The sequence below is a fragment of the Streptomyces sp. NPDC093094 genome, assembly GCF_044754345.1.
Lineage (GTDB): Bacteria > Actinomycetota > Actinomycetes > Streptomycetales > Streptomycetaceae > Streptomyces.
Map to the genome: position 1 here is coordinate 152,257 of NZ_JBIVOX010000009.1, position 21,259 is coordinate 173,515.

The following is a 21,259-nucleotide window of genomic DNA, read 5'->3' on the forward strand; positions in this document are numbered from 1 at the left end:
CCGGGCCGGCCTACCTCGCCGTCCTGGCCTGCCTCGTCGGGCCGACCGGGCCGACCGGGCCGACCGGGCCGACCGGGCCGACCGGGCCTGCCGTTCCTGCCGGGCCTGCCGTTCCTGCCGTTCCTGCCGTTCCTGCCGTTCCTGCCGTTCCTGCCGGACCTGCCGGTCCGGCCTGCCTTGCCGTCCTGGCCTGCCGGGCCTGCCGTTCCTGCCGGGCCTGCCGTTCCTGCCGGGCCCGCCGGGCCCGCCGGGCCGGTCCGTGTCGTCGGGCCGGTGGTCACTCCGCCCGGGCGGGTGCGATCCGGCCGGTGACCTCTCCCAGCCCCACCCGGACACCGTCCGGCCCGGGGGCCCACGCCGTGAGGGTGACGACATCGCCGTCCTCCAGGAACGTGCGCTTGCCGTCGGGGAGTTCGAGGGGGTCACGGCCGTTCCAGGTCAGCTCCAGGAGGGAGCCGCGCTGGGCCTCGGAGGGGCCGCTGACCGTGCCGGAGCCGTACAGGTCGCCGGTGCGCAGGGAGGCCCCGTTGACGGTCATGTGGGCGAGCTGCTGGGCGGCGGTCCAGTACATGCTGGAGAAGGGAGGTTCGGAGATGACGTGGCCGTTGACGGCGACGGACATGCGCAGGTCGTACCCGTAGGGCTCCTCGGCGGTGTCGTCGAGGTAGGGGAGCAGCGGATGGGTGCGCGCGGGAGGAGCGACGCGCGCCTCGTCCAGCGCCTCCAGCGGGGTGATCCACGCCGACACCGAGGTGGCGAAGGACTTGCCGAGGAAGGGGCCGAGCGGCACGTACTCCCACGCCTGGACGTCGCGTGCGGACCAGTCGTTGAGCAGGCACAGTCCGAAGACGTGCTCGCGGAAGCCGGCGAGCGGCACCGGGCTGCCCATCGGCGACGGCGTGCCGACGACGAAGCCGACCTCGGCCTCGATGTCCAGGCGGACGGACGGGCCGAAGACGGGGGCGGCGTCGGAGGGCGCCTTGCGCTGGCCGGCGGGGCGGACGACGTCGGTGCCGGAGACCACGACCGTGCCCGAGCGACCGTGGTAGCCGATCGGCAGGTGCTTCCAGTTGGGGGTGAGGGAGTCCTCGGCGTCGGGGCGGAAGATCTGGCCGACGTTACGGGCGTGGTTCTCGGAGGCGTAGAAGTCGACGTAGTCCGCGACCGTGAAGGGCAGGTGCATGGTCACCGAGTCGAGCGGGTGCAGCAGGGGCTCCACGGTCTCCCGGTGAGCGGGCACCGTCACCCACGCGGTGAGCGCGCGCCGGACGTCCGACCAGGCCGTGCGGCCGGCGGCCAGCAGCCGGTCCAGGGACGGCTGGGCCAGCAGGGTGACATAGGGGGAGCCGAGGGCCCGGGCCGCCGCGCCCGCGTCGAGGACGTGGTCACCGAGCCGGACGCCGACGGTCCGCTCGTGCGGGTCTCCGGTGGAGAACACACCGTACGGAAGGTTGTGCGGGCCGAAGGGGTCACCCTCGGGGACATCGAAGGGGGGCATGCGGTTGTGCCTCACTCTCGTGCGTGCCGTGTGCGGTGCCGTGCGGCCGCGCGCCGGTGCGGGCACGAGCGGGCGGCTGGCCCACACGTTACGGCCGAGGCAGCCGTCTTGGGCAGTGCCCCAAGAGTTCGCAATGTCCCCTGCCGGAAGGGTGCGGGGAGGGCGGGGGAGGGGGGTGCCGTATGTCCGAGAGATGGCACAAGGGGGTGAAATCCCCGGGCGTGAAAGGGAGTTGAGGGGGCGCTCGGCTCGGTGCAGGCGCGTGCCGTCGTCCGTTCGCGCTGAGTCGGCGTGCCGTGGTGTCCGTATTCTCTGATCATGGCCGCACCCACCGCATATGCCGAGCGCACCGCGTACTCACTCGTCGCCACCGACCTGGACGGCACGCTGCTGCGTGGCGACGACACCTTCTCCGACCGTTCGAGGGACGCTCTGGCGCTGGTGGCGGCTGCCGGTGCCCGTCATCTGGTGGTGACCGGGAGGCCGGCGCCCCGGGTGCGCCCGCTCCTGGAGGAGCTCGGCAGCACGGGGCTCGCGGTGTGCGGGCAGGGTGCGCAGCTCTACGACGTGGACGCCGACCGGCTGCTGTGGTCCGTCACCCTGGACCGGGAGCTGGCGGAGACCGCGCTCGGCAAGATCGAGGCGGAGGTGGGCCAGGTGTACGCGGCCGTGGACCAGGACGGTGTCGACGGGCTGACACTGATCGAGCCCGGGTACACGATGCCGCACCCCACGCTTCCGGCGGTCAGGGTCGAGCGCCGCGACGACCTGTGGTGCGAGCCGATCAGCAAGGTGCTGCTGCGCCACCACACGCTGAGCGACGACGAGCTGGCGGCGGTGGCGCGCGGGGCCGTGGGGTCGCTGGCCACGGTCACCATGTCGGGCCCCGGGACGGTGGAGCTCCAGCCGTGCGGGGTCACCAAGGCGACGGGGCTGGCGCTGGCCGCCCGGCATCTCGGCCTGACCCCCGCGGACACCGTCGCCTTCGGTGACATGCCGAACGACATCCCCATGTTCGACTGGGCCGCGTACGGCGTGGCGATGGCCAACGCTCACCCCGAACTCAAGGCGGTGGCCGACGAGGTCACCCGCTCGAACGAGGACGACGGCATCGCCGTCGTCCTCGAACGCCTCTACGGCTGAGGGCCGGGAGGATCAGTACGCGCCGAAGACGTTGTCGATGGAGCCGTAGCGGTCCGCCGCGTAGTTGCAGGCGGCGGTGATGTTGGCGACCGGGTCGTAGGGGTCGAACGCGGTGCCGGCCACGTGGTAGGCCGCGAAGGTCGGGTCGATGACCTGGAGCAGGCCCTTGGAGGGCGTGCCGGCGGCCGCGTTGGAGTCCCAGTTGTTGATGGCGAGGGGGTTGCCCGAGGACTCGCGCATGACGTTGCGGTAGATGCCGTCGTAGGAGCCCGGGATGCCGTGCTGGGACATGATGTCGAGCGACTGGCGGATCCACCCGTCGAGGGTGTTCGGGTAGACGGTCGCCGAGGCCGCGGCGGCGGGGGCGGCCGAGGCGCCGGTGGCGCCGACGAGCGGCAGGGCGAGCACGGCGGCGCCGACTCCGGCGGCGGCCAGGGCACGGGCGAGGCGGGGACGGCGGTTTGCAGGCGTGTTCGTACGCATGGGGACATTCCTCTCCGGCGCCTGCGAGGTGAGCTGTCGGGTTCGGGCGGAAAGGTGCCCGGCCGTGCCTGAAGAAGGCATGGCTTAACCCCGAGCCGTGCCGTACGTCGTAGCTGGTACGACGTGCGGACCGGCGACTTACCTGGGTCCCCCGCTCCTGCCGCTGCGGTGTTGGTCGGATGCCTTGGGCGGCGGCAGGATTCGGCGTCCACCCGGCTGCCGGAACGTATGCGAGAGCGCATGAGGGAAACAAGTTCAGGATTCGCACAAAGTGCCGATCAAGCATGATCCAGGATCTTTACGGCACTTGATCCTTTATGGCCCTTGAGGCCCAATTGCACGGCAGAGTGGCTTTTTGGGTGTGGGGGGCGTGCCGGTCGCGGAGGGTCTGCGAGGTGAGCCAACTCACCGTCAGTCGCAAGAGTGGCAATTCGGGCATCACGCCCAACTCTGCCTCAAATGGCCGCTCGTGGGATCTGCTTCTCCCGGGCGTGGATCGCGGCGTCCGGGGCGGGCTCGGGACGCCGCGCCGCGGGCCGGTATCCGGACGCCGTGCGTCGCCGGTCACATCACGCACCCCCGGCCGGCTGGATCCTGCCCGCGGTCCGTGCCCCGTTCCCCGGCCGGGGCGCCGTGCGGACGTGCCCCCGGTGTGCCGGCGGGTCCGGCGCTCCGCGGGTGGCCGGTGCGGCGGAACCCTGGAGGGCGTGCGTCATCGGCGTCACGGTCGGTGGGGGGCGGGTGGCGGGCCGCGGTCGGGGCGCCGGCGGGGCCGGGGGCGATCGGGTCGTGCACCCGGCCGGCGGGAAGGCGCTCCGGCGGCCGGAGGGTGCTGTCGCGGCACGGGCCGTACCGGCCGGTCGGGTGGTGCCCGGGGAACGCGGGGCTGTCCGGTGTCGGGGGGGCCCCGGCGCGGCGGGGGGGGGGCGCCCCCCCGGCGCCCCGGGGGGGGGGGGGGGGGGGGGGGGGGGGGGGGGGGGGGGGGGGGGGGGGGGGGGCCGGGGGGGGGGGGGGGGGGGGGGCCCCCCCCCGGCCGCCGGGGGGCCCCCCGACACCGGACGGACAGGGGTGCGCAGGTCCTCGTGAGGCACGTGAGGCGTCTCGCGGGGGAAGGGTGTAAGGATGCGCGGGAGCGTGATCCCGCCGGCCTCGGTGGACCCGGGGTGCCCTGCGGCGCGGCGGCTGTGCGCCGGGTCGGGGCGCGGCGTCGGGTCGGGGTGTGGCGCCGGGGTGCGGGGCGCGGTGCTGACGTGGGGTGCGGCGCCGCTGCGAGGCGCGGATCACTACTTCCTGGTAAGTCGATAAATGTCCGTTCCTATCGATTGATCAGCAACATACCGGTCGTGCCGCGATACCGCCCGGCCTGCGGGGTGGGCGGCGACAGTGATCGAATCGTGACCGGATACGCTGACTTGAGTGATGGCAGCGACCTATCGACATACCGCGTAATCGCCAGTAGACACCAGCAGACAGGAGACCCCTCGTGACCGTCGTCGGGCCGTTCGGGCTGAGCGTGCGGGACCAGGCTCTGGAAGCCGATGTCCAGGCCGGATTGGCGGCTGTCGAGGAAGGGCTGCTCGAAGCCACCAAGAGCGGGGTCCCCTTCATCACCGAGGCCGCCCAGCATCTGGTGCGGGCGGGCGGCAAGCGCTTCCGGCCGCTGCTCGTGATGCTCGCGGCCCAGTTCGGCGACCCCTACGCGCCCGGCGTCGTACCGTCCGCGGTGGTGGTCGAGCTGACCCACCTCGCCACGCTGTACCACGACGACGTGATGGACGAGGCGTCCGTGCGCCGCGGCGTGCCCAGCGCCAACACCCGCTGGGGCAACTCGGTGGCCGTCCTCACCGGCGACTTCCTCTTCGCCCGCGCCTCGCACATCCTGGCCGACCTGGGACCCGAGGCGGTGCGGGTCCAGGCCGAGGCGTTCGAGCGCCTGGTCACCGGCCAGATCCTGGAGACGGCCGGCCCGGCCGACGACCGCGACCCGGTCGACCACTACCTGGACGTCCTCGCCGGCAAGACGGGCTCGCTGGTCGCCGTCTCCTGCCGGTTCGGCGCGATGATGTCCGGCGCCGACGAGACGATCGTCGACGTGCTGACCCAGTACGGCGAGCGGCTCGGCGTCGCCTTCCAGCTCGCGGACGACGTCCTCGACATCGCCTCCGACTCCCACGAGTCCGGCAAGACGCCCGGCACCGACCTGCGCGAGGGCATCGCGACCCTGCCGGTGCTGCGGCTGCGCGAGCGGGCGGCCCGGCTGGGCCTCGCCGAGGACCTCGCGCTGTGCGAGCTGCTCGACTCCGACCTCACCGACGACGCCCGGCACACCGAGGCGCTCACCGCGCTGAGGGCCCACCCGGCGCTGGAGCAGGCCCGCCGCGACACCGTCCGGTTCGCGGAGGAGGCCCGTTCGGCGCTTGCGCCGCTGCGGGAGTGCGACGCCAAGGCGTCGCTCCTGGAGCTGTGCGACGCGGTGGTCCACCGGGCCGGCTGACACCCCCCGTCCGGCACGTGCGGCCGGGACCGCGCACCTGTACACCAGGAGGGCGGCGCACCCCTTCGACCCCTACGGGTCGGGGGAGTGTGCCGCCCTCAGGTGTCATACCGCAGTAGTACGCGGAGTTGGCTCCGCGGAGTGACGCCCCGACGACTTCCGTTTGGTCAGATTGGAGACAGACGGAAAACACCACTCCTCACCGAATCGGGTGAGAATGGCGGCTCAGGGTGAACAGTGCGCATCGAGCTGAACGGCCGCCGCCGACACGGAGGTAGGGCACACATGGCACCGTACGAATCCGACGAGAGCATCACCGCCTCGGAGACCGAAGTCCCGCGCGGGCGACGCAGGGCCGCGCGGTATGTCGTCCCGCTCGCGGTCACCGGAGTGGCGGTGGCGACCATCGGGCTCGTCCCGGCCCTGGCCGACTCCGGCAGCCCCGACCTGCCCGAGATCAGCGCCGAGCAACTCGTCCAGAACATCGCCGAGTCCGACACCGAGCAGCTGTCCGGCACGGTCCGCATCAACACCGACCTCGGCCTGCCCGACCTCGGCGGACTGGAGAGCGGTCTGTTCTCCGGCGCCGCCTCGGGCGGCGACGGCGGCGAGGGCTCCGCGGCCGACCCGTCGACCCGCCTCACCGAGCTGGTCAGCGGCTCGCACACCCTGCGCGTGGCCGCCGACGGCCCGGACCGCCAGAAGGTGTCGCTGCTCCAGGAGGCCGCCGAGTACAGCGTCATCCACAACGGCAAGGACGTCTGGGGCTACGACAGCAGGTCCAACGAGGTCCACCACTCCACGAGCGGCGGGACCGGCGAGGCCGAGGACGTGCCCGCCACGCCCAAGGACTTCGCCGAGGAGGCGCTGAAGGCGGTCGACGAGACCACGTCCGTCACCGTCGACGGCACCGCCCGGGTCGCAGGCCGCGACGCCTACAAGCTGCTGATCAAGCCCAGGCAGTCCGGCTCCACCGTCGGCGCGATCAGCATCGCGGTGGACGCGAGGACCTGGACGCCGCTGAAGTTCACGCTCACGCCCGCCGCCGGCGGCGCGGCCGTCGTGGACGCCGGATTCACCCAGGTCGACTTCGGAAAGCCGGCCGCCTCCACCTTCGACTTCACCCCGCCCAAGGGGGCCGAGGTCACCGAGCAGGACGCGGCCGAGCAGGGTGAGGGCGGCTTCGAGCCCGGTGAGGGCGACCTGCCGTTCACCCCCGGGGAGGACCTCGGCCAGGGAGCCGAGGGCATGGACACCATCGGCGAGGGCTGGAACGCGATCGCCGTCCTCGACACCGGCGGCGAGGGCATCCCGTCCGGCGAGGAGGTCGGCGGCGACTTCGGCGGTTTCCTGGACTCCCTCGGCGACAAGGCGAGCGGCAAGTTCGGTTCGGGCACGGTCTTCAAGACCCGCCTGATCAACGCCCTCGTCACCGACGACGGCAAGGTCTACGTCGGCGCGGTCACCAAGGACGCGCTGGTGAAGGCCGCCGATTCGCATCGGTGACAGCGGTGGACGTCGTGCGCGTGAGGCAGTAAGAACCGTACGCGTACGACGAGTCGAGGGAGCCGGGGGAGCCCATGCGAGAAGCGCCCGCCAGGGAGCCGGAGGAGACACGAGCGGGCGCCGGTGCCCCGGAGGAGTTTGCTGCGGGTGCCGGCGGCCCCGAGGGGAGCGGCGCGGGCGGCGGTGTCATCGCCACCCGCGGCCTCACCAAGCGCTACCGAGGAGGGCAGCTCGCCGTCGACCGCCTGGACCTGACCGTCCCGGCGGGCAGCGTCTTCGGCTTCCTCGGCCCCAACGGTTCCGGCAAGACGACCACCATCCGCATGCTGATGGGCCTGATCGAGCCCACCTTGGGCACGGCGCACGTGCTGGGGCAGCCGATGCCCCGGGCCGCGCGCACGGTGCTCCCGCAGGTGGGCGCGCTCATCGAGGGCCCCGCCCTGTACGGCTTCCTGTCCGGCCGTGACAACCTGCTGCGGTACGACGCCGCCGACCCCACCGCCGATCCGCGCACCCGGCGTGCCCGGGTCGCCTCGGCCCTGGACCGGGTGGGCCTCGCGGCCGCGTCCGGCAAGAAGGCCCGGGCGTACTCCCTCGGCATGAAGCAGCGGCTGGGCCTTGCCGCGGCTCTCCTCCAGCCGCGCCGGCTGCTCGTGCTGGACGAGCCGACCAACGGGCTCGACCCGCAGGGCATGCGCGAGATCCGTACCCTGATCAGGGAACTCGCCGCCGACGGCACGACCGTCTTCCTCTCCTCCCACCTCCTCGACGAGATCGAGCAGGTCTGCACCCACGCGGCCGTCATGGCCCGCGGCCGGCTGATCACCCAGGGCGCGGTCGCGGACCTCGCCGCCGGGGCACGAGGGCGCCTGGTGGTGACGACGCCGGACGCGGGCGAGGCGGCCCGCGTGCTGAAGGAGCAGGGGGTGGGCGACGTGGTGGCCGACGGGGACAGGGTCTCGGGCGAACCCCCCGAGCGGGAACTCGCCGACGTGAACGCCGCGTTGGTCCAGGCAGGAGTGCGGGTGCGCGGCTTCGGTCTTGAGCGTGCCTCGCTGGAGGACGCGTTCGTGGCGCTCACGGGGGAGGGATTCGATGTCGCGGGCTGAGACCGCCGCCGCCGTGCGGCCGAACCCTCTGTGGACGTTCGGCCTGCTGCGCAGCGAGCTGGTGACGACCTTCCGGCGCTGGCGCACGCTCGCCCTGCTCGGTGTGCTGGCAGCGGTGCCGGTGCTGGTCGGGGTCGCCGTGAAGATCGAGACCAGTGACGGCTCCTCCCTCGGCGGAGGGGGCGGCGAGGGCCCGGCGTTCATCTCGCAGATCACCAACAACGGTCTGTTCCTGGTGTTCACGGCCCTCGCGGCGACGCTGCCGTTCTTCCTGCCGATGGCCGTCGGCGTGGTCGCGGGCGACGCGCTGGCCGGGGAGGCCAACGCCGGAACCCTGCGCTATCTCCTGGTCGCGCCCGCCGGCCGCACCAGGCTGCTGCTCACCAAGTACGCGACGGTGATCGCCTTCTGTCTGGCGGCCACCCTCACGGTCGCCGTGTCGGCCCTCGCGGTCGGCGCCCTGCTCTTCCCGCTGGGCGAGCTGACGACCATCTCGGGGACGCGGATCAGCTTCGCCGAGGGGCTCGGCCGGGCCCTGCTGATAGCTCTGGTCGTCGCCGCGTCACTGATCGGGGTCGCGGCGCTCGGCCTGTTCGTCTCCACCCTGACCGGCAGCGGCGTCGCGGCGATGGCGACCACGGTCGGCCTGCTGATCACCGTGCAGATCCTCGACCAGATACCCCAGCTGAGCGCGCTGCACCCGTACTTCTTCTCGCACCACTGGCTGTCCTTCGCCGACCTGATGCGCGAGCCGGTCTACTGGGAGGACCTGCGCAAGAACCTCGGCACACAGGCGGTGTACGCGATGGTGTTCGGGTCGGCGGCGTGGGCGCGGTTCACGGCGAAGGACATCACGGCGTAGAGCGCCCCTGTGCGGGGTTCCCGGACCTGGTGCTCTGGTGCTCTGGTGCTCTGGTGCTCTGGTGCCAGTGCCGGTCCGGCGCTTGGGACGAGGCTGTGACGTCGTGGTGACGTGTGCGGCGCCGGTGAGCGGAGAGACTCGACCATGCATGTCCGGCGGCGTTCGCGGACACATGTGAGTGGGGGGACCGATGACGATGACACGATCCAGCCGCGGTGAGCAGAGGGAGCAGCCGTACGCCGCCCAGGCGTCGGCCGCGGGTCCTGCGGCGCCGCTCGACGTCCGCGTCGGCACGGCCGGAGCCCTGGTCGACGGGGTGCGGATCGCTGCCGTCCCCGGCGAGGAGATCCAGCGCACCGTCCTCAAGCACCTCCACACCCTCGCCCGCACCTGCGGGCATCCGGTCCTGGCCATGGTGCACGACGACCGCATCGGCTACGTCGTCCCGCTCCAGGTCGACCCCGACGGGTCGAGCCGCTTCACGGCGGAGCCGGTCCGGGCGAGGCCGCAGGAGCCGGCACCGGCCGAGGCGGCTTCCCGGACCGAGGTCCCCGGTGGTCCCGGCAAGGAGACCCCGTCGGCCGGGACTCCCGGCGCGGACGCGCCGCGGGCCGAGCAGCCGTCGTCGACCGGCTCGCCCTCGCCCGAGCCGTCCCCCTTCGGAGCCCCGTCCCCGTCGGCGTCGGTCCCGGCGCCCGAGGGCTTCGGGCCGCCGCCGGTGATGGCGGGCTCCTCCTCCGGTTCCGAGCCGTACGCGGGGCAGCCGCAGCCCGGTGTCCAGGCGTCCGCCCCGGCCGACCCCGCCGCCTCGCCCTACGCCCCGCAGTCGCGGCAGGCACCGGCGGACGAGCCCAACCCGTATCTCCGCCCGACGGCCGAGCCCCGCCCGCAGGAGGCCGCCGCCGGGGCGGCACCCAGGCCGCAGAGGCAGGGCCCCGTGTACTCCTCCGCGCCCGCGTCCACCTCGGCTCCCACCCCTCCCCGGGGCTTCGACGCCATAGCGGAAGCCGTGCTGGACGAGGCGCCGGTCGTGCCCGGCCCGCTGGCGGAGCCCCTGGCCCGGGTCAACGAGGCCGTGCGGTCGGGGCAGGTGCGGCAGGCCGCCGAGCTGGCCGGTCGAGCGCTGGCTGAGGGGGCGGGGACGCTGGGCGCGGACCACCCCGAGGTGCTGCGACTGCGTGGACTGACGGCGTACATCGCCTACCTGGCGGGTGACGGCGAGCGCGCGCTGCGGCTCTCCCTGGAACTGGCCCGCGTCCACCGCGGGAGGGGTGACGCCGAGGCCGCCTACGGCGACGTCCAGAGCGCGGCGACGGCATGGCGCGCGGTGCGCGATCCGCGGCTCGGGCTCCAGCTGGGCCACGAGCTGATCGGCCTGTGGACGGAGCTGGCGGCCGAGGGCGGCCCTGCCGGTGACGACCTGGAGGAGCTGGAGTCGGCCCACACCCGTATGGGCCGTCTCACCGAACGGGCCGCCCGTCAGGCCGGAGACCGGCCCCGCCACCCGTAGGGGCCCGGCGCCGGCGCCCGACCCCTACTGCACGCAGAACTCGTTGCCCTCCGGGTCGGCCATGACGACCCACTGTCCCGAGGGTTCCTTCACCTCGCGCAGCACGCTCGCGCCGAGGGCTGTCAGCCGGGCCACCTCGCTCTCGCGCCGGTCCTCGCCGGGGTGCAGGTCGAGGTGGAGACGGTTCTTGCCGGTCTTGGCCTCGGGGACACGCTGGAACAGCAGCCGCCGGCCCAGGCCGGTGCCGCTGTCCGGGGCGACGGGGTCCTCGGGATGCCGTACGGCGACCAGGTCCCGGAAGGCGAGGCGGGCGTGGAACTCGACGACGGCCTCGCGCGGCAGGGCGCCGAGCTCCAGGAGCCGCTCGATGAGCGCGTTGTTGTCCTCGGTCTCGTAGTGGAGCGCGGCTGCCCAGAAGTCGGCCTGCGCCTGCGGGTTCTCGCAGTCGACGACGAGCTTCCAGTGCAGGGGCGCCGGGGAGCCGGCCGTGTCGGTCTGTGCGTCGGTGTCGGTCACGTAACCAGTTATATTGGTTACGTGAGTGAGCGTGCAACGGAAACGCCGGAGCCGTCGGGGACTTCCGCGAAGGCGCCGGGTCTGACCCTGATCTCGTACGAGGGCAGGCCCTATCGCTTCGACCCCGGAGCGCTGTGTCTGGAGCTGCTGCCGACGGGCGGGCCGGGGGCCTTCGCGCGCTACGAGGTGCTGCACGAGCCCGCCGATCTGGTGGCCTGGGTGCGCCGGAGCCGTCTTGCGGAGGGGCTGGAGCCGGTCGTCACCGACGAGGAGCTGGGCGATGTGCGGCATTTCCGTGACGCGCTGTTCCTGCTGACCGCCGACCGGGCGCACGGCCGTCCGCTCCAGCCGCGTCACCTGGACGTGGTCAACGCGGCCGCCGCCGAGCCGCCGCTGGTCTCCCGTATCACCCCGGACGGGTCGCGCGCCTGGGCGCCGGGCGCCACCGGTACCCGGCTGCTGGCCACCCTGGCCCGCGACGCGATCGACCTGTTCAGCGGACCGTACGCCGACCGTGTCCGCGAGTGCGGCGCCCACGACTGCTTCCTGCTGTTCGTCGACACCTCGCGCCCCGGCAGGCGCCGCTGGTGCGCGATGGAGCACTGCGGCAACCGCGAGAAGGTCCGCGCCCACCGCGCCCGCGGCGCGACCGGCAGGCACTAGGGCCCTTCTGACGCCGAGGCGCGATCAAGCGGCCAGGCGATCAAGCGGCCAGACGGTCGGGTGACCGGGCGACCAGGCGGCTCAGGTCGCCCCGCCCCCGCCCCGGGTGCGCCCGTCCCCGTCCCCGTCTTCCTCTCCGGCGGCCTACGGCCTGACGTCCAGCCGTACGCCCGACGCTTCCTCGCCGCCCTGCACGCCGACCCCCTCCAGGTCCGCCCCGGCGGCGACCGCACCGGCCCCGCTCGGCTCCACCCCGGCCGGGACCGCCGCGGCCGTCGCCGCGCTCTCCCGGAGGGCCTTGGCCGCCCGGCGTGCCGTACGCAGCGCGTCCCAGGTCAGCAGGGCCAGGGCCAGCCACACCAGCGCGAAGCCGGCCCAGCGCTCGGGCGGCATGGCCTCGTGGAACCAGACCACGCCGAGCAGGAACTGGAAGACCGGGGCGAGGTACTGCAGCAGCCCCAGCGTGGACAGCGGCACGCGGATCGCGGCCGCGCCGAAGCAGATCAGCGGGACCGCCGTCACGACGCCGGTCGCGGCCAGCAGGGCCGTGTGCCCGGCCCCCTCGGAGACGAAGGTCGAGCGGTCCTGGGCGCCCAGCCACACCAGATAGCCCAGCGCGGGCAGGAACTGGATCGCGGTCTCGGCGGCGAGCGACTCCAGTCCGCCGAGGTTGACCTTCTTCTTCACCAGCCCGTAGGTGGCGAAGGAGAAGGCGAGGACCAGGGAGATCCACGGCGGCCGGCCGTAGCCGACGGTCAGCACCACCACGGCGGCGGCGCCGACCCCCACGGCCGCCCACTGCGCGGGCCGCAGCCGCTCCTTCAGCAGCAGCACGCCCATGGCGATGGTGACGAGGGGGTTGATGAAGTACCCGAGGGACGCCTCGACCACGCGGTCGTTGTTGACCGCCCAGATGTAGACGCTCCAGTTGACGGCGATCACGGCCGCGGCGACCGCGACGAGCCCGAGGCGGCGCGGCTGCCGCACCAGCTTGCCGATCCACCGCCACCGCCGCACGGCGAGCAGCACCACGGCGACGACGGCGAACGACCACACCATCCGGTGGGCGAGCACCTCCATCGCCCCGGCGGGCTTCAGCAGAGGGAAGAAGAGGGGGAAGAGCCCCCACATCCCGTAGGCCGCGAAGCCGTTCAGCATTCCGATGCGCCGTTCCGCCTTCGGCTCGCCCACGGGCCCTCCTCGCCTGGTCGCCGTCACCCGCTCGGACGAAGGTAGCGCCGATCACCCCTGCCTGTCATGCCCGTATCGCCATACGGTCATGACAGGCAGGGGTTCCGGTGGATCCGTGCGGATCAGCTCTTGAGCGCCGCGGCGACGGCGTCGGTGAGCGAGGTGGTCGGACGCCCGGCCAGCCGGGACAGGTCGCCGGTGGAGACCACCAGCTCACCCTTCTCCACGGACACGTCCACCTCGGCGAGGATCCCGGCGAACACCTCGGGCAGCCCGGCGCCGGTCAGGATCCCGGCGAACGCCTCGGGCGGGACGGAGGTGTAGGCGATCTCCCGGCCGGTCTGCCGGCTCAGCTCGGCCGCGTACTCGGCGAAGCCGAAGGACTCGTCGCCGCCCAGCTCGTACGTCCTGCCCTCGTGGCCCTCGCCGGTCAGCACGGCGACCGCGGCGGCCGCGTAGTCCGCACGGGAGGCGGCGGAGATACGGCCGTCGCCCGCGGCCTGCACCACGGCGCCGTGCGCCAGGACCGGGGCGAGGTTCTCGGTGTAGTTCTCGAAGTACCAGCCGTTGCGCAGCAGGGCGTAGGGCACGCCCGAGGACAGCAGGATCTCCTCGGTGGCGCGGTGGTCGTCGGCCAGCGCGGCGGTCAGGCTGCCGGGGGCGCTGGTGTAGGCGAGCAGGGCGACGTCCGCGGCCTTCGCGGCCTCGATGACGACCTTGTGCTGGGCCGGGCGGCCCTTGTCGAACTCGTTGCCGGAGATCAGCAGCACCTTGTCGCCGGCCGCGAACAGCCCGTCGAAGGTCTCGGGGGTGTTGTAGTCCGCGACGGCCAGCTTCACGCCGCGCCCGGCGAGGTCGGCGGCCTTCGACTCGTCCCGCACGACGGCGGTGATCTGCTCCGCGGGAACCTTCTCCAGCAACTGCTCCACGACGTGGCGGCCGAGCTTTCCGGTGGCGCCGGTGACGACGATGCTCATGGTTCGGAACTCCTTCGGTGTCTGTGCCACTCACCTTAGGAGAGGTGCTAACTATTCGTAAGTACCCACTTTGAAGTAAGGTACTGGTATGGCAGTAAGCAGCTCACGGGTCTCGGCGGCCGAGGCCGAGGCCATGTGCCCGTACCGTCTGGTGCTGGAGCACGTCACCAGCCGCTGGGGCGTCCTGGTGCTGATCGCCCTCATGGAGCGCTCCTACCGGTTCAGCGAACTGCGCCGGGAGATCGGCCGGACCGGGCGGGGCGTCAGCGAGAAGATGCTCACCCAGACCCTCCAGACCCTGGAGCGCGACGGCCTGGTCCTGCGGGACGCCAAGCCCGTCATCCCGCCCCGCGTCGACTACTCGCTGACCCCGCTGGGCCACGAGGCCGCCGCGCAGGTGCGCGCCCTCGCCCTGTGGACCGAGCGCCGTATGACGGACGTCGAGGAGGCCCGGGTCGTGTACGACGAGGCCCGGGCGGCGTACGACGAGGTCCGGGCGGCGACGGCCGCCCGGACCTCCTGAGACGGCGGGCTCAGCCGACGACGGTCCAGGTGTCGCCGCCGGCCAGGAGCGCGGCGAGGTCGCCCTTGCCGCGCTGCTCCACGGCCGTGTCGAGCTGGTCGGCCATCTGCGTGTCGTAGACGGGCCGCTCGACCGAGCGCAGCACGCCGATCGGCGTGTGGTGCAGGGTGTCGGGGTCGGCGAGGCGCGACAGGGCGAACGCGGTGGTCGGGGACGCCGCGTGGGCGTCGTGGACGAGCACGTCGGCCTCGTTGTCCGGTGTCACCGTGACCACCTTCAGATCGCCGGTCGCCCGGTCCCGTACGACGCCCTTGGCGAGGTCCGTGCCGAAGCGGACGGGCTGTCCGTGCTCCAGCCGGATCAGCGCCTCCTGCGCGGACTCCCTGTCCTTGAGGGAGTCGAAGGCTCCGTCGTTGAAGATGTTGCAGTTCTGGTAGATCTCGACCAGCGCCGTGCCCGGGTGGGCGGCGGCCCGGCGCAGCACCTCGGTCAGGTGCTTGCGGTCGGAGTCGATCGTGCGGGCCACGAAGGACGCCTCGGCGCCGAGCGCCAGCGAGACCGGGTTGAAGGGCGCGTCCAGCGACCCCATCGGCGTCGACTTGGTGATCTTCCCGACCTCGGAGGTGGGGGAGTACTGGCCCTTGGTGAGACCGTAGATCCGGTTGTTGAACAGCAGGATCTTGAGGTTCACATTGCGGCGCAGCGCATGGATCAGATGGTTGCCGCCGATGGACAGGGCGTCGCCGTCGCCGGTGACCACCCACACGCTCAGGTCCTGGCGCGAGGCGGCCAGGCCCGTCGCGATGGCCGGGGCGCGGCCGTGGATGGAGTGCATGCCGTACGTGTTCATGTAGTACGGGAAACGGGACGAGCAGCCGATGCCGGAGACGAAGACGATGTTCTCGCGGGCCAGGCCCAGCTCCGGCATGAAGCCCTGGACCGCCGCGAGGATCGCGTAGTCGCCGCAGCCGGGACACCAGCGCACTTCCTGGTCGGACTTGAAGTCCTTCATGGACTGCGCGGCCTCGGCCTTGGGGACCAGCTTCAGTGCCTCAGTCATCGATGGCCTCCTTGAGGGCCTTGGCGAGCTGCTCGGCCTTGAACGGCATGCCGTTGACCTGGTTGTAGGAGTGCGCGTCCACCAGGTACTTCGCCCGGATCAGCGTGGCGAGCTGGCCGAGGTTCATCTCGGGGACGACGACCCGGTCGTAGCGTGCGAGGACCTCGCCGAGGTTGCGCGGGAAGGGATTGAGGTGGCGCAGGTGGGCCTGCGCGATCTCCTGCCCGGCCGTCCGCAGCCGCCGCACCGCGGCGGTGATCGGCCCGTAGGTGGAACCCCAGCCCAGCACCAGGGTCTTCGCGCCGTGCGGGTCGTCGACCTCCAGGTCCGGCACCTCGATCCCGTCGATCTTCGCCTGGCGGATGCGGACCATGAGGTCGTGGTTGGCCGGGTCGTAGGAGATGTTCCCGGTGCCGTCCTGCTTCTCGATCCCGCCGATCCGGTGCTCCAGACCGGGCGTGCCCGGCACCGCCCACGGCCGGGCGAGGGTCTGCGGGTCCCGCTTGTAGGGCCAGAACACCTCGGTGCCGTCGTCCAGGGTGTGGTTCGGGCCCTGGGTGAACTGCACCCGCAGATCCGGCAGCTCGTCCACCTCCGGGATGCGCCAGGGCTCGGAGCCGTTGGCGAGGTAGCCGTCGGAGAGGAGGAACACCGGGGTGCGGTAGGCCAGCGCGATCCGGGCCGCCTCGATCGCGGCGTCGAAGCAGTCCGCCGGGGTGCACGGGGCGATCACCGGGACGGGCGCCTCGCCGTTGCGGCCGTACATCGCCTGAAGCAGGTCCGCCTGCTCGGTCTTCGTCGGCAGTCCGGTGGAGGGGCCGCCGCGCTGGATGTCCACGATCAGCAGCGGCAGCTCCAGCGACACCGCCAGCCCGATCGTCTCCGACTTCAGCGCCACACCCGGACCGGACGTCGTCGTCACCGCCAGCGAGCCGCCGAACGCCGCGCCCAGCGCCGCGCCGATGCCCGCGATCTCGTCCTCGGCCTGGAAGGTGCGCACACCGAAGTTCTTGTGCCGGCTGAGCTCGTGCAGGATGTCGGAGGCCGGAGTGATCGGGTACGAGCCCAGGAACAGCGGCAGATCCGCCTGACGCGAGGCCGCGACCAGCCCGTACGACAGCGCCAGGTTCCCCGAGATGTTGCGGTAGGTGCCCACCGGGAACGCCTTCGCGGCCGGCGCCACCTCGTAGGAGACCGCGAAGTCCTCGGTGGTCTCCCCGAAGTTCCAGCCCGCCCGGAACGCCGCGATGTTCGCCGCCGCGACCTGCGGCTTCTTCGCGAACTTCGACGTCAGGAACTTCTCCGTGCCCTCCGTGGGCCGGTGGTACATCCACGACAGGAGGCCGAGCGCGAACATGTTCTTGCTGCGCTCGGCCTCCTTGCGGGTGAGGTCGAATTCCTTCAGGGCCTGGACCGTCAGCGTGGTCAGGGGGACGGGGTGGAGGTGGTAGCCGTCGAGGGAGCCGTCCTCCAGCGGATTGCTGTCGTAGCCGACCTTCTGCATCGCCCGCTTGGTGAACTCGTCCGTGTTGACGATGATCTCCGCGCCGCGCGGCAGATCGCCCACGTTCGCCTTCAGCGCGGCCGGGTTCATCGCCACCAGCACGTTCGGCGCGTCGCCCGGCGTGAGGATGTCGTGGTCCGCGAAGTGCAGCTGGAACGAGGACACACCGGGCAGGGTCCCGGCGGGCGCCCTGATCTCGGCGGGGAAGTTCGGCAGCGTGGAGAGGTCGTTGCCGAAGGACGCCGTCTCCGAGGTGAAGCGGTCACCGGTGAGCTGCATGCCGTCACCCGAGTCACCCGCGAACCTGATGATCACCCGGTCGACGCGCTGGACGTCCTTCGCCCCGGCCGGTCTGCGCTGCTCTCCTACGACGGTTCCGTCGGCCTGCTCCGCTGGGCTGCTGACCTGGCTGGTCACTGAACTGGACCTCCTTCGAGGCGGCTGTCGGGGAGCGGCCTGCCGGCAGGCCCTCCCAGGATCAACCCTACGACCGTGAGGGTCGCCTTCCCTGGACCGTTCACCCGACGATCACCGCATCGAGAGCGTCCGGCCCCCGCGCGCGCCCTCGCCCCGGCGCCCTGACTTGTCATCTCGCCCTCGGCTTCCTCGTGAAGAGGTACTCCGCCCATCGTTCGGTTCTCGGCTCGACAGCGGCTAGAACGGTGCGGCAGCCCCCCCGGGGGGAGCTCAGGAATTCAGATACGTCAGCACCGCCAGCACCCGCCGGTGGTCGCCCTCGCTCGGGGACAGCCCCAGCTTGAGGAAGATGTTGCTGACGTGCTTCTCCACCGCGCCGTCGCTGACCACCAGCTGCCGGGCGACGGCGGAGTTCGTCCGGCCCTCGGCCATCAGCCCCAGCACCTCCCGCTCCCGCGGGGTGAGCACCGCGAGCACGTCCTGCTTGCGGCTGCGCCCCAGCAACTGCGCGACCACCTCAGGGTCGAGCGCCGTACCTCCCCGGGCCACCCGCACCACGGCGTCCACGAACTCGCGCACCTCGGCCACGCGGTCCTTGAGCAGATACCCGACGCCCTGCGTGGAACCGGCCAGCAGTTCGGTGGCGTAGCGCTCCTCCACGTACTGCGACAGCACCAGCACCCCGAGCTCCGGGTGCGACTGCCGCAGCCGCACCGCGGCCCGCACACCCTCGTCCGTGTGGGTCGGCGGCATCCGGACGTCGGCGACGACGACGTCCGGCAGGGCGCCCTCGGCGTCCAGCTCCGTGATCGTCTTGATCAGCGCCTCCGCGTCCCCGACCCCGGCGATCACCTCGTGTCCGCGGTCGGTCAGCAGCCGGGTCAGGCCCTCCCTGAGCAGCACTGAATCCTCGGCGATGACCACCCGCACCCTGTCCTCCACGACTTTCGGCCCCCCATGCCCCCGGCTCCACTCGTACGCCCCTCAAGCATCCCAGCAATCGGGCCTTCACGGGCGGGAAACCGCAGCCGCGCACACCTGCGGCCGCACCCCGAAGGAGCAGGTGCGGCCGAGGACGACCGGGGGACGGCGGGCCGTACGGTGATCAGCCCCGCCAGGGCAGCTCCGCGGTGACGGTCGTCGGCCCGCCGGCCGGGGAGTCCACGACGAGGACGCCGTCGACCGCGCCCAGCCGCTCGGCCAGACCGGCCAGGCCCGAGCCGGCCGCCGTGTCGGCCCCGCCGACGCCGTCGTCCGTGACCTGGAGCATCAGACGGCTCTCCGCACGCCACACTTCCACCGAGGCCGAGCGGGCCCGCGCGTGCTTGCTGATGTTCTGGAGCAGCTCGGAGACGGTGAAGTAGGCGATCCCCTCGATGGCCGGGGCGGGACGCGAGGGCAGATCGACCTCGACCGTCACCGGCACCGTGCACCGCGAGGCGACCGAGGACAGCGCCGCGTCCAGCCCCCGGTCGGTGAGCACCGCCGGGTGGATGCCCCGCGCCAGGTCACGCAGCTCCTGGAGCGCCGTCTTCACCTCGCTGTGCGCCTCGTCCACCATCCGGGCCGCCGCCCGCGGGTCCTCGGTGAGCTTCTCCTTCGCCAGCCCCAGATCCATCGCGAGGTTCACCAGCCGCGCCTGCGCCCCGTCGTGCAGATCCCGCTCGATGCGCCTGAGGTCGGCGGCGGCCGTGTCCACCACCACCCCCCGGTCCGACTCCAGCTCCACCACCCGCGCCGACAGCCGCGACGGCCCCAGCAGCCCCGTCACCATCAGCCGGTCCACCATCGTCAGCGCCCGCACGATCCACGGCGTGGCCAGCGTGACCAGCAGCCCGAGCAGCGCCGTCGTCCCGATCTCGAACGCGTTGTCCAGATAGACCGAGTGCGTCTCGTCGCCGTACAGCTGGATCCCGTCCTGACCCGCGTACACCGGGAGGACCCAGAACCACAGCGGATACGTCAGCATCGCCCAGCCGTACACCCAGAACGTCACGGCCACGCAGAAGGAGAACACCGCCCACGGCAGATGCAGCACCGCGTACAGCAGCTGCCGCCAGGACGAGCCGCTCTTGAACACGGCGCCCGTCCACGCCATCAGACCGTTGCCGCGCACCCGCAGCGGCTCCGGGTCGGACAGGTCGACCCGCAGCAGCGCCCGGGCCCGCGCCCGCTCCATCGCGCCCAGTCCCCGGCACCCGGCGAGAGCCCCCGCCATCACCGGGATGCCGAGGAACGTCACCAGCAGACCGACGCCGAGCGACACCATCGTCACCGCGTAGGTGAACGTCAGCACGCTGATCGGCAGGCTCAGCAGCACATACCCGAGCTCCCGCCAGTGCCGCGCCTCGAACGGCGCCCGCAGCCCGGCGGGCAGCCGGCGCCGGCCGTCCCGGTGCCCGTACTCCTGTCCGTACCTGCTGTCCCCGTACGTGGTGGCCATCGCCTGCCGTCCGTTTCTGCTCTGCCGCCGGTGGATGCACCGCCTGCTCGCGGTCGTGCCGTCCGCGTCCGGTGTCTCGTTCTGGAACCAGCCTCCTCCGGCCCGGGCCTTCGGGACATGGAGGCCGTCGGCCTCTCGGAAGGGGGGTTTTCCCTACCCCCGCCGCGGTGCGGCGGACCGCTCCCGCCAGGGCAGTTCGGCGGTGACGACCGTCGGACCCCCCACGGGGGAGTCGACGACGAGCACCCCGTCGACGGCGCCCAGCCGCTCCGCCAGCCCGCGCAGCCCGCTTCCCGCGTCCAGCTGCGCCCCGCCCCGGCCGTCGTCCTCGACCTGGCACAGCAGCCGGTCCGCCGACCGCCACACCTCCACCGAGGCCGAGCGGGCCTGCGCGTGCTTGCTGATGTTCTGGAGCAGCTCGGAGACGGTGAAGTAGGCGATCCCCTCGATCGCCTCGGCCGGCCGCGTCGGAAGGTCCACGGTCACCTTCACCGGCACCGTGCACCGCGAGGCGACCGAGGACAGCGCCGCGTCCAGCCCCCGGTCGGTGAGCACCGCCGGATGGATGCCCCGCGCCAGGTCACGCAGCTCCTGGAGCGCCAGCTTCACCTCGCCGTGCGCCTCCTCGACCATCACCGCAGCCGAGTCGGGGTCCTCCAGCAGCTTCTCCTTGGCCAGACCCAGCCCCATCGCGAGGTTCACCAGCCGCGCCTGCGCCCCGTCGTGCAGATCCCGCTCGATGCGCCTGAGGTCGGCGGCGGCCGTGTCCACCACCACCCCCCGGTCGGACTCCAGTTCGGCGATACGGCGTTCCAGCTCGTCCGACGGCGACAGCAGCCCCCGCACCATGGCCCGGTCCGCGTTGGCGAGCCCCCGCGCCAGATACGGCAGCACCGGCCACAGCACGAACAGCGACGTCAGCGTCAGCGCGAAGGTGAGCACCCCCCACGGCAGCCGGATGAAGTCGTACAGCAGCGTCCGCCAGCCCACCGGGTCCTTCAGCATCATCCACAGCTGCTGGAGGAACCCGCCCCGCCCGCGCCACGGCATCGGCGACGGCTCCTCCACCCGCACCCCGAGCAGCGCCCTGGCACGCGCCCGCTCCAGCCTGCCCAGCTGCCGCGCGCCCAGCAGACCCGCCGCGAGCAGCGGGAACCCGATCACGGTGACGGTCAGGAAGGCACTGGTGAACACCACGGTCGTCACATAGACGAAGCCGATCAGCGCCGCGGGAAGGTTCGCCAGGAGATGCGCGATCTCCTTCCAGGTGTGAGCGTCGTAGGCGGGACGCGGCGGCGGCAACGGCTCGGCCGTCTCGGCGCCCGCGGACGGAGTACGTTCGGTCATACGGGTCAGCCTG

The 21,259-nt window shown here is 72.5% G+C and carries 18 protein-coding genes and 1 riboswitch; of the genes, 8 read left to right on the forward strand and 10 right to left on the reverse strand.

Annotation, left to right across the window (positions count from 1 at the left end):
• Window positions 1-277: 277 nt before the first annotated feature.
• Window positions 278-1,498 carry a fumarylacetoacetase gene (fahA, locus tag ACIQGV_RS20830; protein ID WP_402496542.1) on the reverse strand — a complete coding sequence of 407 codons (1,221 nt, stop codon included), beginning with the start codon at window positions 1,496-1,498 and terminating at the stop codon, window positions 278-280.
• 318 nt (window positions 1,499-1,816) lie between these two features.
• Here fahA and ACIQGV_RS20835 point away from each other — a divergent pair, with 318 nt between their 5' ends.
• Complete coding sequence (locus ACIQGV_RS20835; RefSeq protein ID WP_402496543.1) at window positions 1,817-2,641, forward strand: HAD family hydrolase; 825 nt, start codon at window positions 1,817-1,819, stop codon at window positions 2,639-2,641.
• A 12-nt stretch (window positions 2,642-2,653) separates the two neighbouring features.
• Here ACIQGV_RS20835 and ACIQGV_RS20840 read toward each other — a convergent pair whose 3' ends face one another.
• Window positions 2,654-3,124 (reverse strand): transglycosylase SLT domain-containing protein, encoded by a 471-nt coding sequence (locus ACIQGV_RS20840; RefSeq protein WP_402496544.1) that lies wholly within the window; start codon window positions 3,122-3,124, stop codon window positions 2,654-2,656.
• Between the two features lie 5 nt (window positions 3,125-3,129).
• Window positions 3,130-3,305, reverse strand: a riboswitch (cyclic di-AMP (ydaO/yuaA leader).
• 1,302 nt (window positions 3,306-4,607) lie between these two features.
• Here ACIQGV_RS20840 and ACIQGV_RS20845 point away from each other — a divergent pair.
• The 5 genes from ACIQGV_RS20845 to ACIQGV_RS20865 all read left to right on the forward strand — a co-directional run bounded on the left by ACIQGV_RS20845 (window position 4,608) and on the right by ACIQGV_RS20865 (window position 10,605).
• Window positions 4,608-5,618 carry a polyprenyl synthetase family protein gene (locus ACIQGV_RS20845; RefSeq protein WP_402496545.1) on the forward strand — a complete coding sequence of 337 codons (1,011 nt, stop codon included), beginning with the start codon at window positions 4,608-4,610 and terminating at the stop codon, window positions 5,616-5,618.
• Between the two features lie 285 nt (window positions 5,619-5,903).
• Window positions 5,904-7,124 (forward strand): outer membrane lipoprotein carrier protein LolA, encoded by a 1,221-nt coding sequence (locus ACIQGV_RS20850; RefSeq protein WP_402496546.1) that lies wholly within the window; start codon window positions 5,904-5,906, stop codon window positions 7,122-7,124.
• 74 nt (window positions 7,125-7,198) lie between these two features.
• Window positions 7,199-8,233: an ABC transporter ATP-binding protein gene (locus ACIQGV_RS20855; protein ID WP_402496547.1), complete on the forward strand. Its 1,035-nt coding sequence runs from the start codon at window positions 7,199-7,201 to the stop codon at window positions 8,231-8,233.
• The gene (locus tag ACIQGV_RS20860) at window positions 8,220-9,095 is read left to right on the forward strand and encodes an ABC transporter permease (protein WP_402496548.1); all 876 of its coding nucleotides are present in this window, start codon (window positions 8,220-8,222) and stop codon (window positions 9,093-9,095) included. Before ACIQGV_RS20855 ends, ACIQGV_RS20860 begins: the two co-directional genes overlap by 14 nt.
• 196 nt (window positions 9,096-9,291) lie before the next feature.
• A complete protein-coding gene (locus ACIQGV_RS20865; protein ID WP_402496549.1) occupies window positions 9,292-10,605 on the forward strand; it encodes a tetratricopeptide repeat protein in 1,314 nt (437 codons plus the stop codon).
• 24 nt (window positions 10,606-10,629) lie between these two features.
• Here the strand turns inward: ACIQGV_RS20865 and ACIQGV_RS20870 are convergent, their stop codons facing one another.
• On the reverse strand, window positions 10,630-11,121 hold the full coding sequence (locus tag ACIQGV_RS20870; protein ID WP_402496550.1) for a VOC family protein: 492 nt from the start codon (window positions 11,119-11,121) through the stop codon (window positions 10,630-10,632).
• A gap of 21 nt (window positions 11,122-11,142) precedes the next feature.
• On the opposite strand from ACIQGV_RS20870, the gene ACIQGV_RS20875 reads away from it, so the two are divergent.
• On the forward strand, window positions 11,143-11,784 hold the full coding sequence (locus ACIQGV_RS20875) for a CGNR zinc finger domain-containing protein (RefSeq protein ID WP_402496551.1): 642 nt from the start codon (window positions 11,143-11,145) through the stop codon (window positions 11,782-11,784).
• 144 nt (window positions 11,785-11,928) lie between these two features.
• Here the strand turns inward: ACIQGV_RS20875 and rarD are convergent, their stop codons facing one another.
• The gene (rarD, locus tag ACIQGV_RS20880) at window positions 11,929-12,942 is read right to left on the reverse strand and encodes an EamA family transporter RarD (RefSeq protein ID WP_402496785.1); all 1,014 of its coding nucleotides are present in this window, start codon (window positions 12,940-12,942) and stop codon (window positions 11,929-11,931) included.
• A 155-nt stretch (window positions 12,943-13,097) separates the two neighbouring features.
• On the reverse strand, window positions 13,098-13,952 hold the full coding sequence (locus ACIQGV_RS20885; protein ID WP_402496552.1) for an SDR family oxidoreductase: 855 nt from the start codon (window positions 13,950-13,952) through the stop codon (window positions 13,098-13,100).
• An 88-nt stretch (window positions 13,953-14,040) separates the two neighbouring features.
• On the opposite strand from ACIQGV_RS20885, the gene ACIQGV_RS20890 reads away from it, so the two are divergent.
• Window positions 14,041-14,475 (forward strand): winged helix-turn-helix transcriptional regulator, encoded by a 435-nt coding sequence (locus ACIQGV_RS20890; protein WP_402496553.1) that lies wholly within the window; start codon window positions 14,041-14,043, stop codon window positions 14,473-14,475.
• 10 nt (window positions 14,476-14,485) lie between these two features.
• Here the strand turns inward: ACIQGV_RS20890 and ACIQGV_RS20895 are convergent, their stop codons facing one another.
• The 5 genes from ACIQGV_RS20895 to ACIQGV_RS20915 all read right to left on the reverse strand — a co-directional run bounded on the left by ACIQGV_RS20895 (window position 14,486) and on the right by ACIQGV_RS20915 (window position 21,246).
• Window positions 14,486-15,535 (reverse strand): 2-oxoacid:ferredoxin oxidoreductase subunit beta, encoded by a 1,050-nt coding sequence (locus tag ACIQGV_RS20895; RefSeq protein ID WP_402496554.1) that lies wholly within the window; start codon window positions 15,533-15,535, stop codon window positions 14,486-14,488.
• Window positions 15,528-17,456 carry a 2-oxoacid:acceptor oxidoreductase subunit alpha gene (locus ACIQGV_RS20900; RefSeq protein ID WP_402496555.1) on the reverse strand — a complete coding sequence of 643 codons (1,929 nt, stop codon included), beginning with the start codon at window positions 17,454-17,456 and terminating at the stop codon, window positions 15,528-15,530. The genes ACIQGV_RS20895 and ACIQGV_RS20900 overlap by 8 nt, the downstream gene beginning before the upstream one ends.
• A gap of 270 nt (window positions 17,457-17,726) precedes the next feature.
• A complete protein-coding gene (locus ACIQGV_RS20905; RefSeq protein WP_402496556.1) occupies window positions 17,727-18,398 on the reverse strand; it encodes a LuxR C-terminal-related transcriptional regulator in 672 nt (223 codons plus the stop codon).
• 163 nt (window positions 18,399-18,561) lie between these two features.
• A complete protein-coding gene (locus ACIQGV_RS20910; protein ID WP_402496557.1) occupies window positions 18,562-19,899 on the reverse strand; it encodes a sensor histidine kinase in 1,338 nt (445 codons plus the stop codon).
• Between the two features lie 153 nt (window positions 19,900-20,052).
• The gene (locus ACIQGV_RS20915) at window positions 20,053-21,246 is read right to left on the reverse strand and encodes a sensor histidine kinase (RefSeq protein ID WP_402496558.1); all 1,194 of its coding nucleotides are present in this window, start codon (window positions 21,244-21,246) and stop codon (window positions 20,053-20,055) included.
• Window positions 21,247-21,259 lie beyond the last annotated feature (13 nt).